Here is a 12,510-nt window from a genome sequence, read left to right on the forward strand (position 1 = left end):
AATGTAGCTCATGCGGGCAGCTCCTGCTAACGCAGCTCGTCCGAAAAGAGAACTTTAGTGTGCCATCCGACGGTCGCGTGTCGCCCGGGCGTCTCACGAACTGGCCTCACCGCAGGCTGTGAGTGGAGCCTAGGGGATTCGAACCCCTGACATCTGCCTTGCAAAGGCAGCGCTCTACCAACTGAGCTAAGGCCCCGTGCGCCGACCTGATGGCCGACACGCCCTCCAAGCATGAACGCCGGACCCGGCGTGCGGATCCGGCGTCTGCCTGTCGGAGTGGGCCTAGGAGGACTTGAACCTCCGACCTCCAAATTATCAGTTTGGCGCTCTAACCACCTGAGCTATAGGCCCTCGTACCGAGAGATGAATCTACCCGACGCGTTCCGTCATTCCCAAATCGAGGCCCCACCTGCGCCTGAGGATCGGCATCGGCCGGTCACGTCCTTCGGCGTACGGCAGCGCTCAGGCCTCGCGGCGATCGCGGCCGCTCAGCTCCGCCGATCTCCGAGCGTCACCTGGACACCACCACCGGTGAGACCGGCGGCGAGGTTGTAGATGAACACCGCGAGGGTGGCGAGGATCGAGAGCAGCAGGACGTTGAGCAGTCCCACTCCACCGCTGTAGAGGAAGATCGTCGACGGCCCGATCACCGAGGCGGACTCGTCGCCGGCCACGCCGGAGAGCAGTCCGCCGAGCCGGTCCCAGACACCCATCCCGGACAGCAGGAGGTAGGTGACGCCGATCGCGACCATCCACACGAGGTAGAGCGCGAACATCAGGCCGAGCACGGTGGTGAACGCCGACCACGGGTCGATGCGGCGCAGCACCAGCGTCGACTCGAGCGGTCCGCGTCGCTCTGCCGGCGAGACGATCGGCGCGGCCTGGCCGGCAGCTCCCCCGGAGTAGGCCCGGGAGACCCCGCCAGAGCCCTCGGCGCGGTTAGGGGTGGCCGTGGGGAATCGGGTGGTCTCGGCAGCCGGGGTAGACGCAGCCGGGGTCGACGACGAGCCCGACCCCTGAGACGACGTGGTCGCGTCAGACGCGCTCGTCTCCGGCGTGGTGCCGGGGGCCCCGTAGCCGGGTGTCGGGGCGGACCCCTTGGGTGCTGGACCGTCGGTGCCCGGGTCGGTCGGCTCGGTCATGGGTTACGCCTCCTCGACGGACTCGGCCTCGGACCGGTCCTCGTCGTCGGGCTCGTCGGCGTTGCGGGCGATGGCGAGTAGCGAGTCACCCTCGGCGAGGTTCATCAGCCGCACGCCCTTGGTCTGCCGGCCCGCCTTGCGGACCTGCTTGGCGAACGTGCGGATGACGCCACCGCCGGAGGTGATGGCGTAGAGCTCGTCCTGCAACTCCACGATCGTCGCACCGACGAGCTTCCCGCGCTTCGGGTCGAACATGAGCGTGAGCACGCCCTTGCCGCCGCGGCCCTGGGCCGTGTACTCGCTCAGGGCGGTGCGCTTGGAGTAGCCGCGTTCGGTGGCCACCAGGAGGAAGTACTTCTCCTGGTCCGAGGACTCGGCTCGCACGACGGACATGCTCAGCAGGGCGTCGCCGTCGTTGAACCGCATGCCCATCACGCCGGAGGTCGCGCGGCCCATCGGGCGGAGCGTGTCGTCGTTGGCGTGGAACCGGATCGACTGGCCCTTCTCCGAGACCAGCAGCAGGTCGTCGTCGGGTCCGGCCAGTGCCGCCCCGACCAGCTCGTCCCCGTCACGCAGGTTCACGGCGATCAGGCCGCCGGAGCGCGGCGAGTCGTAATCCTCGAGCCGGGACTTCTTGACCAACCCGTTGCGGGTGGCCAGCACCAGGTACGGCGCGTCCTGGTAGCCCTTGATCCGGATGACGCCGGCGATGCGCTCCTCCGGCTGGAACGCCAGGAGGTTGGCCACGTGCTGACCACGGGCCGTGCGGTTCGCCTCGGGCAGCTCGTAGGCCTTGATCCGGTAGACGCGGCCCTTGGTGGTGAAGAACAGCAGCCAGTCGTGGGTGGAGGAGACGAAGAAGTGCCGGACGATGTCGTCCTGCTTGAGCTCGGCGCCGCGCACACCCTTGCCGCCGCGCTTCTGGGCGCGGTACAGGTCGGTGCGGGTCCGCTTGGCGTACCCGGTCTCGGTGATGGTGACGACGACGTCCTCGCGGGCGATCAGATCCTCGTCCGTGACGTCCCCGTCCGCCGGGATGATCCTGGTCCGGCGGTCGTCCCCGTACTTCTCGACGATCTCGCGGAGCTCGTCGGCGACGATCGCACGCTGCCGATCGGGCTTGGCGAGGATGTCCTTGTAGTCGGCGATCTCGAGCTCGATCGAGGCGAGCTGGTCGACGATCTTCTGCCGCTCGAGGGCCGCGAGGCGGCGCAGCTGCATGTCCAGGATGGCCTGCGCCTGGTCGTCGTCGATGTCGAGCAGGTCCTTGAGACCCTCGCGCGCGACCTCGACGGTCTCCGAACGGCGGATCAGTGCGATGACCTCGTCGAGCGCGTCCAGCGCCTTGACCAGTCCCCGCAGGATGTGGGCCCGCTTCTCGGCCTCGTCCAGCAGGTACTGGGTCCGCCGGACGATGACCTCGATCTGGTGCGTGACGTACAACCGCACGAGGTGGTTGATGGCCAGGGTCCGGGGAACACCGTCCACGATCGACAGCATGTTCGCGCCGAAGGACGTCTGCAGCTGCGAGTGCTTGTAGAGGTTGTTCAGCACGACCTTGGCCACGGCGTCACGCTTGAGAGTGACGACGATGCGCAGGCCGACCCGGTCCGAGGACTCGTCGTCGATCTTCGAGATGCCGGCGATCTTGCCGTCCCGCAACTGCTCGGCGATCGACAGGATCATGTTGTCCGGGTTGACCTCGTAGGGCAGCTCCGTGATGACGATGACCGTCCGGTTGCCCTCCTCCTCGATGGAGGTTTTGCCCCGCATGCGGATCGAACCGCGGCCGGTCGTGTAGGCGTCCCTGATCCCCTGCTCGCCCACGATGAAGCCGTGGGTGGGGAAGTCGGGACCCTTGATCCGATCCATGCACGCCGCGAGGGTCTCCTCCTCGTCGGCGTCAGGGTTGTCCAGGCACCAGTAGATCGCCTCGGCGACCTCGCGCAGGTTGTGGGGCGGCATCTTGGTGGCCATTCCGACCGCGATGCCGCTGGAGCCGTTGACCAGCAGATTGGGGATGCGCGACGGGAGGACGACCGGTTCGGACGTCTTGCCGTCGTAGTTGGGCTGGAAATCGACCGTGTTCTTGTCGATGTCCCTGACCATCTCCATGGCCAGCGGGGTCATCTTGCACTCGGTGTAGCGCATGGCGGCGGCGCCGTCGTTGCCGCGCGAGCCGAAGTTCCCCTGGCCGTCGACCATCGGGTAGCGCATCGCCCACGGCTGGGCGAGGCGCACCAGGGTGTCGTAGATCGCCGAGTCACCGTGGGGGTGGTAGTTACCCATGGTGTCGGCGACGGGCTTGGCCGACTTCACGTAGCTGCGCTCGGGCCGGTAGCCGTTGTCCCACATCGCGTAGAGGATCCGGCGGTGGACGGGCTTGAGCCCGTCCCGGACGTCAGGTAGCGCTCGTCCGACGATGACGCTCATCGAATAGTCGATGTAGCTTCTCTGCATCTCCGCCTGGATGTCGACCGGCTCGATCCGGTCGTGACCCCCGGCTTCGGGCGGCAACGTCATGTCCGTCATGGGCTCCTCTTCGTCTCGCGCTCGAAACGGCACCACGAGGGCACGCTCCGACCCCGCCAGTCTATAGGTCCAGCGAAAACACGGGTACGGGCGCGCGGGGGGTCGGCCACTCGAGGTCCTCCCGGGGCCCACGCACCGGCGTCCCGGGCGCCCCCGGCCCGTCGGCCGCCCTCGACGTGCTCTTAATGGTCACGTGTCTTACACGACATCCCGTAACGCTTTCTTTAGTTTCCCTGCGTGAAAGAACAGGACGCCGGGCTCCGTTGGAAGTGCCGCCTGATAGATCCAGCTCAGATCATAGAGAGCGGACATGCTAAATAATTTCTTCTTTAGGCGGTTGGAGCTCGCTCCAACCGGACGCTGCGTCGGGCTGGGCCTAGGAGGCATTGACCTAACGGATCAAGTAGACACCCTCGTAAGCTGCGCTGAGTGATCGCGGCTCACCACGTCGACCTCTGGTGCCGGCGGTAGGCATCCCCGATCTAACAGTCGACCGTCGCGTCCGGCCGTGGAGGCCGATGAAAGGCGACTGGGTCATCAGACAATCATGCCACCGCCAGGGTCTACACCGCCTGATGATCAGGCATATTGTTCGTGCGACACCGGCCGTAGCTGGCGCGCTCAGAGTGGGGACGTGCATCTCCGCTACGAGACCACGCCGTTGGTCCCCGGGATCACGCACGGCTCGGCCGCGGCTGCCAACTCCGGGCCCGCCGTGCAGCATCTGCGTGACCGGCTCGCCGGGCTGCCCGCCCCGAACGACTGCGGGACGCTCCAGGGCGTTGGAACCACCCGAGGAAGAAGGGGGCATCCGCCGAGTTCGGCAGACGCCCCCCTTCTTTCCGTGCCTCCCCGGCACGCCATCAGACGTCGAGGAACCTCACATCGCGTGCATTGCGGGTGATGAAATTGCGGCGCGCGTCCACGTCCTCACCCATGAGGATGGAGAACAATTCGTCCGCCGCGGCGGCATCGTCGAGGGTGACTTGGCGGAGCGTACGGACCGCGGGGTCCATCGTGGTCTCCCACAGCTCCTTGGGGTTCATCTCGCCGAGGCCCTTGTAGCGCTGGATGCCGTCGTCGACGTTGATCTTGCGCTTGTTCCCGAGGCCGATCTTCAGCAGTTCGTCCCGCTCGCGGTCCGTGTACGCGAAGTCCGGCTCGCCCTTGCCCCACTTGAGCTTGTAGAGCGGCGGCTGCGCCAGGTAGACGTACCCGTTCTCGACCAGCGGCTTCATGAACCGGAAGATGAGCGTCAGCAGCAGCGTGGAGATGTGCTGACCATCGACGTCGGCATCCGCCATCAGCACGATCTTGTGATAGCGCAGCTTGTCGATGTCGAACTCTTCGTGAATGCCGGTTCCCAGCGCCGTGATGATGGCCTGGACCTCGGCGTTCTTGAGGACCTTGTCGATCCGCGACTTCTCGACGTTGATGATCTTCCCGCGCAGCGGCAGGATCGCCTGGAACATCGAGTCCCGACCCGACTTGGCCGAGCCGCCGGCGGAGTCGCCCTCCACGATGTACAGCTCGGACTTCGACGGATCCTTGGACCGGCAGTCGGCGAGCTTGCCGGGCAGGCCGCCGATGTCGGTGGCCGACTTGCGACGCACCATCTCGCGGGCCTTGCGTGCTGCGACGCGGGCCTGGCTCGACGCGATGGCCTTGTTGATGATGACCTTGGCCTCGGCGGGATTGGCCTCGAACCAGTGTCCGACGTGCTCCGACACCTGTCGCTGGACGAAGCCCTTGACCTCGGTGTTGCCGAGCTTGGTCTTGGTCTGACCCTCGAACTGCGGATCCGAGATCTTCGCGGAGAGCACGGCCGCCAGGCCCTCGCGGATGTCATCTCCCGTGAGGTTGGGGTCCTTCTCCTTGATGAGCTTCTTCTCGCGCGCGTACTTGTTGACCAGGGAGGTCAGCGCGGCGCGGAAGCCCTCCTCGTGGGTGCCGCCCTCATGGGTGTTGATGGTGTTGGCGAAGGTGTGGACGGACTCGGAGTAACCGGAGTTCCACTGCATCGCGACCTCGACCTCGTGGCCGGGCCCCTTGCCCTCGAAGTAGAGGATCGTCGGGTGGATCGAGGTCTTGGACTTGTTGATAGCCGTGACGTAGTCCTTCAGACCGTCCGGGTAGTGGAAGGTGCGCTTACGCTCGCGGACCTTGACCGGCTCGACGGGCGTCACCTCGACGGCGTCGGCTGCCTGCGCGCCCTCGGCGAACGCCTGCTCCGCATCCACCGCGTGGGCGAGATCCGACCCCTCGTCGGAACCGGGCGCCGCCTCCGCGCCGCTGCCCTCGCTGTCCGCGATCGCGTCCAGCTCGGCGGCCTTCTCGGCACGCGGCCGCCGGTCCGTGAGTGTGATGGTGAGTCCCTTGTTGAGGAACGCCATCTCCTGGAGGCGGCGTGCCACCACGTCGAAGTCGTACTCGGTGCTCTCGAAGATCGTCGGATCCGCCCAGAACCGGACCCTGGTCCCGGTGCCCTCGGCGGGGCCGGCGTCGACCAGCTCTGCCGGGACCGCCATGTCGAAGTCCTGCTTCCACAGGCGCCCGTCGCGCTTGATCTGGACCTCGACCCGGGTGGACAGCGCGTTGACCACGGAGATGCCGACCCCGTGCAGACCACCGGACACCGCATAGGAGTCCGAGTCGAACTTGCCGCCCGCGTGCAGCTGGGTCATGACGACCTGGACGGTGGGCATGCCCTGCTCGTGCATCTCCACGGGGATGCCCCGGCCGTCGTCGATGACCTCGACGCCGCCGTCCTCCAGCAACGTGACCTTGACGCCGGTCGCGTGACCCGCCATCGCCTCGTCGATGGAGTTGTCGACAACCTCCCAGATCAGGTGGTGCAATCCCCGCGGTCCGGTGGAGCCGATGTACATACCCGGCCGCATCCGGACGGCCTCGAGCCCTTCGAGAACGGTGATCGATGATGCACCGTATTCCTTGGGCCCGCTGTTGTTGGCCTTGCTCTTGGCGTCCGCCACGTGCGAACTCCTCGCGTCTCGGGGGTCTGGGACCGGCCCAGTCTACCTGCGACAACCGTCACGCGGGCCACGGGCACGCCCGGCCCTCACCCGTATGTGTCACGGGGGCCGCGACCGGACACGTGCAGGGGCCCCTTGCGCCAGCTCGGTTTCTCCGGCCCCTCCACCTTGAGACGACGGACATGACCCGGCCCCATGGCGGCCGCGATCTTGCGGAGGATGTCGGCGGACATGAGCCGCAGCTGCGTGGCCCATGCGGTACTCGCCGCACGGACGTACAGGATTCCCTCCTCGAGGCGCTCCGGGGTGGCGTGCGCCGAGACGTCCTCCCCGACGATCCGGTCCCACTCCGCGAACAGACGCCCGGTGGTGACCTTGTCGTCCCAACCCCGTTTCTTGGCGACCTGGCCCACGAGTTTGCCGAGGGGCTGTGGGTCCCACGGGTCGGCACCGGATCCGGTCCACCCGCGCTTGCGCAACCGCTTGCCCGCCCCCACCGGGCCGGTCCGTCCCCGGCCGACCTGCTTGCCCTCCGCCCGGGCCCGGGCGCGGGCCTCCTCGAGCGCCTGCTTGGCGATGTCATAACCGCGTTGTGGCGGGTCAGACGGTGTTACGGAGTCCTTGCCGGTTCGGTCCGTCACGGTGTTGCCCTGCTTCCGGTATCGGTGTTGTCGTCGTCGTCCCCACCACTGTCCGCGTCGCTGACCCCATCATCCCCGCCGGCGTGCTCGCCCGCGTCAGCACCGTCATGCTGACGTCGTGACACCGTCATCGTCGAGTGACGATCCGCTCCCTCGCCCGTCATCACGACGTCATGACGGACCCCGCGCAGCGTGGCCGGGACGTCCTCGCCCACTGCGGCCGTGATGAGCACCTGTTCGACACCGGCCGCGACATCGGCCAGAGCGGCCCGGCGGTGCCGGTCGAGTTCGGCGAAGACGTCGTCCAGGAGAAGGACCGGTTCCGCCCCGTCGGCACGGAACAGCTCGAGCGATCCCAGTCGCAGCGCCAGGGCGAACGACCACGTCTCACCGTGACTCGCGAACCCCTTCGCCGGCTCGTCGCCGAGTCTCAGGATCAGGTCGTCGCGGTGCGGTCCGACGAGTGACATCCCGCGGTCGATCTCGTCGCGACGACGCCGCCCGAGCTCGGCGAGCAACACCGCCTCGACAAGTTCCGGATCGGTCAGCTCCGACTCGTCGGGCGCGTCCGCGACGCGGAACCGGTAGGTGAGATCGGCCGGGCGGGACTCCGGGGCCAGGCCCCGATAGGCGTCGACGACGAGGGGCCGCAACTGCCGGAGGAGGTCGATCCGACCGGCGACCAATCGTGCTCCGAGTTCGGCCAACCGTCCGTCCCACACGTCGAGGGTGTCCAGCACGGCCGCGGAATCCTCCGGCCGGCCACGCCGCAGTGCACCGGAGGCCGACTTGAGCAGGGCGGTCCGCTGGCGCAGCACCGAGGAGTACTCGCTGAGGTCACCACCCAGCGCCGGGCGCCGCTGGATCATGAGCTCATCGAGAAGCCGACGACGTTCGGCCGGCTCGCCACGGACGAGCGCCAGGTCTTCCGGCGCGAACAGTACGGACTGGACCACCCCGAGGACGTCGGACAGTCGTCGGCAGGGGGAGGTGTTGAGTCGCGCCCGGTTGGCCTTGCCGGCATTGAGCGCCAGTTCGACGGTCAACTCACGTCCCGCGTTGTGTGCGAGTGCGCCCACCAGCGCGGTTCCGGCGCCCGTCCTGATCATCGGCGCGTCGGTCGCCACGCGGTGCGAACGAAGGCTGGCGAGGACCCCGACCGCCTCGAGGACGTTGGTCTTACCGTGCCCGTTGCGCCCGACCAGGGTGGTGACCCCGGGCTCGAGCTCGAGTTCGAGCAGGGGCCAGGAGCGGAAATCGAGGAGCCTGAGGTGACGCAGGTGCATACCGGATAGGTTCCGGGGCGGGGCCTCAGCCCGGCAGGCGCACGGGCATGAGCAGGTAGGTGTGGTCGGAATCCACCGGCTCGATCGCGCCGTCCGCGCCGGGCTCCGGGAGGGTCTCGGGTGCCGGACGCAGCACGGCCGGGCGGCTGGGCTGGGTGAAACCGAAGGCGACGCGGGCGGCATGGACACTGCCGAGGCCGTCGAGCAGGTAACCGGGGTTGAACGCGATGGTCAGCGGCTCGCCGACGAAGTCGACCGGGAGGGTCTCGTTGGCCTGGGCGGCGTCATCGCCTCCGGCCGACAGTGCGAGCTCACCATCCGAGAACGCCATGCGCACCTGCACGCCGCGGTCGGCGACGAGCGCGACCCGCTTGATCGCCTGGACGAGCGAGTCCACCTCCACGATCGCGAGTGAGGTGTGCTGCGGCGGGAGCAGCTGGCGGACCTTGGGGAATTCCGCGTCGAGAAGGCGGGTGGTGGTCCGCTGACCGGACACCAGCACACCCAGAATGCCCTCGGCGCCCACATCGGAGCCGGCACCCAGGCTCAGATCCACGCGACCACCGTGGCCGGCGGAACGGGTGACCTCGGACAGCGCCTTGGCCGGGATGAGCACCTCGACCGCGACATCCGCGCGGGCCGGCTCCCAGTCGAACTCCCGGATGGCGAGACGGAACCGATCGGTCGCGATGAGCGTGACGCGGGTATCCTCGATCTCCATCCGGATGCCGGTGAGCATCGGCAGGGTGTCATCCTTGCCCGCCGCGACGACGACCTGGGACACGGCCTCGGAGAACGCGTCGACCTCGGCGGATCCGGTCACCTCCGGCATCGCCGGCAGCTGCGGGTAATCCTCGACCGGCATGGTGGGGAGCGTGAACTTCGCGCTACCGCAGGAGATGTACATCTTCTGGGCCGTGACGACGACCTCGACCGGACGGTCCGGCAGGGCACGGGCGATGTCCGCCAGGAGTCGGCCGGACACCAGCGTGCTGCCGGGCTCGGACACCTCGGCCGGCACGGATACCTGCGCTGAGGTCTCATAGTCGAACCCGGAGATCATCAGTCCCGAATCGGCCTCGAGCAGCACCCCGCCGAGGATCGGGACCGAGGGACGCGAGGGCAGCGTGCGTGCCACCCAGGCCACGGAATCCGCGAAGTCCTCGCGGGTGACGCGGAACGTCGGATCCGTGATCTCCATCGATGACCTCTTTCAGGCGGGGGCGGATACCGGGATCCGGTATCTGGACGATTGGTCGGTTCAAGCTCGTGCTGCACGCTCCCGCCGCCGGGGGCGGAACGTCTCCATGAGAGTAACCGCTAGGACCGACAGCGGACACACGGACTCGGCGTAACCCGGTCAAGCAGGCTCGCCGCTCCACATTCCTACTTCTAACAAGAACTATCTATAGAGATAAGAGGTAGTAGTAGGTCCTGTGAAATTGTGAGCCGAGGCCTGTAATCACAGGTCTGTGCCGATTTCGTCGTGTGGACGCAATCGTGCGATCTTGTGATTTGCCTCCCGACCCCGGTGGAATCACAAGAGTCCGTCCACCGTCTGTCCACCGTCGGTCCACAAGACTCCACAGGGTTGTCCACAGCTGTGAAGGGTGTGACAAAGGGTGTGTGGGGGTCCCGGATGTGCCGTACGGCGCGTCCTGATGCGTGTGGAATGACCCGTGTGAGGCCCTCGAATCAGACGAAGTGTGCGCGACTCGACAGCGAGACCCGGGAGTCCCACGGTTCGTCTTCCGTCGGGCGGGGTCTTTCTCGCGAATCGGGGCGGGTATCCGTTCGGGGCGGAACGCCGGACTCGGCAGAGGGCCGCACAGGGCCTGTTACGACCTCTCGCAGCCGTCCTGGGTCCGCGCACCCGGGCGTGCGGACGCCGTCGGGCGCCGATCTGTTGCTGTCGCCGTCGCGGACCGTCATCTGCGTCGCGTTCGGTGTCGGCAGAGGGCCGGCCGGAGACGCGGGGCGTCGGTGGACGTCCGCGGGGGCGAGAACAAGCGGGGCCGGGCACAAGCGGCGGCGCGAGCGCACAGCGTGGGTGAGTTCCGGCGTGGAGCTCAGAGGGACCGCGAACGCTCCTTGATCCGGGCCGTCAGCTCCTGGATCTGGTCGTACGTGCGCCGGTCGTCCTTGATCTCCTTGAGGATCTTGCGCTGGGCGTACATGACCGTCGTGTGGTCCTTGCCACCGAAGGTGACGCCGATCTTGGGAAGCGACAGATCGGTCAGCTCGCGACACAGGTACATGGCGATCTGGCGGGCCCGCGACAACGACCGGGTCTTGGAGGTGCCGCACAGTTCGTCGATGCTCGTGGAGAAGAACTCCGCGGTCACCGCCATGATGGTCGCGGCCGAGATTTGTAGGGAATCGTCGTCCGAGACGACATCACGGAGCACGACCTCCGCGAGCGGCACATCGATCTCGTGGCCGTTGAGGGAGGCGAACGCCACCACCCGGATGAGAGCTCCCTCGAGCTCACGGATGTTGCGCTGGACCCGCGTCGCGATGAGCTCGAGGACGTCCCTCGGGACCACGTAGTTCTCGGACTTGGCCTTCTTGTCGATGATCGCGATACGCGTCTCCAGCTCGGGCGGCTGGATGTCGGTGATCAGACCCCACTCGAAGCGGGTGCGCAGGCGGTCCTCCAGCGGCTGCAGTTGCTTGGGTGGCCGGTCGGACGAGATCACGATCTGCTTCTGCGCATTGTGGATCGTGTTGAAGGTGTGGAAGAACTCCTCCTGGACCTGTTCCTTGCCGATGAGGAACTGGATGTCGTCCACCAGGAGGATGTCCGCCTCGCGGTACCGCTTCTTGAACATGTTCTGGCGGCCGTCGCGGACGGAGTTGATGAAGTCGTTGGTGAACTCCTCGGTCGAGACGTACTTGACCTTCTGTTCGGAGTACATCCGCAGGGAGTAGTGCCCGATCGCGTGGAGCAGGTGGGTCTTGCCCAGACCGGACTCGCCCCAGATGAACAGCGGGTTGTACGCACGGGCCGGTGCCTCGGCGACAGCCAGTGCGGCGGCCCGGGCGAAGCGGTTCGAGTTGCCCTGGACGAAGGCGCTGAACGTGTAGCGCTCGTTCAACCCGGGCGCGGACGCGGCGGACAACGCCTCGTCGCGGTCGCTGCCGTGGAGGAGGCGCTCGGCGGCGATCTGCTCCTCGGTCATCCGCCGGGGGCGGGTCGTGGCGGGCGGATGCTCGTCCTCCGCGCCGGGGCCGTGGATGTCCTCCGCGTCGATGGCCGGGTGGTCGGCGTCGTCCGTCGGTAGTTGAGCCCCGGCGAGTGACGTGTCCACCTTGACGGCCAGATCGATCGGCTCCCCGAGCTGCGAGCTCAGTGCGCGCGTGATGGGACCGCGGAGGATGGACTCGATGTTGTCGCGGGCGAAGGCCGACGGGGCGGCGAGCATCGCGAAACCGTTGACCACGGCGATCGGCTGGACGAGCCGGAGCCACGCCTGCTGCTGGCGCGACAGGGCCGGATTGTCGTCACTGGCCAGTTCCGGATCAGTCAGCTTGTCGAGGACGGCACTCCACACGTGTTCGAGTTCAGGAGACACGGTGGGCGGTCTCCTCTCGTCGGGTGTCGGGCGTTGCTGGTGGTCCGGGTCGCCGGCGGCGCCGGGAACCACACTCTATCCACAGGCTCCGACCCAGGTCCACCGAGGTATCCACATGGTTGTCCACAGCTGTGGGAAGACAGACCCCTCCCGTCGGTTCGCGGGTAGGTCGTCGGTGGGGAGGGGTCGGAGGTGCTTGTTCGGATTCACGTCGCGTCTTGCAGCCCTGGTGGGGCTCGCCTGAGGAATGACGGTAACAACATGGTGAACCGGGGGGCAACCCTCAAGATTGACTGGAGGGCGGATGTCAAGCATCGCGGCCGTGGGCGTGTCGTTGTGGC

General features: G+C 67.2%; 7 protein-coding genes and 2 tRNA genes. All 9 read right to left on the reverse strand.

Annotated elements, in window-relative coordinates:
• Nucleotides 1-123 precede the first annotated feature (123 nt).
• The 9 genes from OVA21_RS15920 to dnaA all read right to left on the reverse strand — a co-directional run bounded on the left by OVA21_RS15920 (nt 124) and on the right by dnaA (nt 12,169).
• A tRNA-Ala gene (locus tag OVA21_RS15920) sits at nt 124-196 on the reverse strand.
• 81 nt (nt 197-277) lie between these two features.
• A tRNA-Ile gene (locus OVA21_RS15925) sits at nt 278-351 on the reverse strand.
• A gap of 137 nt (nt 352-488) precedes the next feature.
• Complete coding sequence (locus OVA21_RS15930) at nt 489-1,142, reverse strand: DUF3566 domain-containing protein (protein WP_268092825.1); 654 nt, start codon at nt 1,140-1,142, stop codon at nt 489-491.
• 3 nt (nt 1,143-1,145) lie between these two features.
• Nucleotides 1,146-3,674 (reverse strand): DNA gyrase subunit A, encoded by a 2,529-nt coding sequence (gene gyrA, locus OVA21_RS15935; RefSeq protein ID WP_268092826.1) that lies wholly within the window; start codon nt 3,672-3,674, stop codon nt 1,146-1,148.
• An 863-nt stretch (nt 3,675-4,537) separates the two neighbouring features.
• Entirely contained in the window at nt 4,538-6,667 is a 2,130-nt protein-coding gene (gyrB, locus tag OVA21_RS15940) for a DNA topoisomerase (ATP-hydrolyzing) subunit B (protein ID WP_268092827.1), read from the reverse strand.
• A gap of 86 nt (nt 6,668-6,753) precedes the next feature.
• Nucleotides 6,754-7,308, reverse strand: a complete 555-nt coding sequence (locus OVA21_RS15945; protein ID WP_120285664.1) for a DciA family protein — start codon at nt 7,306-7,308, stop codon at nt 6,754-6,756.
• Complete coding sequence (gene recF, locus OVA21_RS15950) at nt 7,305-8,594, reverse strand: DNA replication/repair protein RecF (RefSeq protein ID WP_268092828.1); 1,290 nt, start codon at nt 8,592-8,594, stop codon at nt 7,305-7,307. The genes OVA21_RS15945 and recF overlap by 4 nt, the downstream gene beginning before the upstream one ends.
• Nucleotides 8,595-8,619: 25 nt before the next feature.
• Nucleotides 8,620-9,795 (reverse strand): DNA polymerase III subunit beta, encoded by a 1,176-nt coding sequence (dnaN, locus tag OVA21_RS15955; protein WP_268092829.1) that lies wholly within the window; start codon nt 9,793-9,795, stop codon nt 8,620-8,622.
• 868 nt (nt 9,796-10,663) lie between these two features.
• Nucleotides 10,664-12,169, reverse strand: coding sequence for a chromosomal replication initiator protein DnaA (dnaA, locus tag OVA21_RS15960; RefSeq protein WP_067720197.1), 1,506 nt, complete (start codon nt 12,167-12,169; stop codon nt 10,664-10,666).
• Nucleotides 12,170-12,510: the final 341 nt, after the last annotated feature.

This window comes from Dietzia sp. SL131 (genome assembly GCF_026672565.1).
In the GTDB taxonomy this organism is placed as follows: domain Bacteria; phylum Actinomycetota; class Actinomycetes; order Mycobacteriales; family Mycobacteriaceae; genus Dietzia; species Dietzia kunjamensis.

Bases quoted from the DNA above. Each gene is read 5' to 3' on its own strand.
- OVA21_RS15930 (WP_268092825.1), bottom strand. From the start codon at position 1,142: ATGACCGAGCCGACCGACCCGGGCACCGACGGTCCAGCACCCAAGGGG.
- gyrA (WP_268092826.1), bottom strand. From the start codon at position 3,674: ATGACGGACATGACGTTGCCGCCCGAAGCCGGGGGTCACGACCGGATC.
- recF (WP_268092828.1), bottom strand. From the start codon at position 8,594: ATGCACCTGCGTCACCTCAGGCTCCTCGATTTCCGCTCCTGGCCCCTG.
- dnaN (WP_268092829.1), bottom strand. From the start codon at position 9,795: ATGGAGATCACGGATCCGACGTTCCGCGTCACCCGCGAGGACTTCGCG.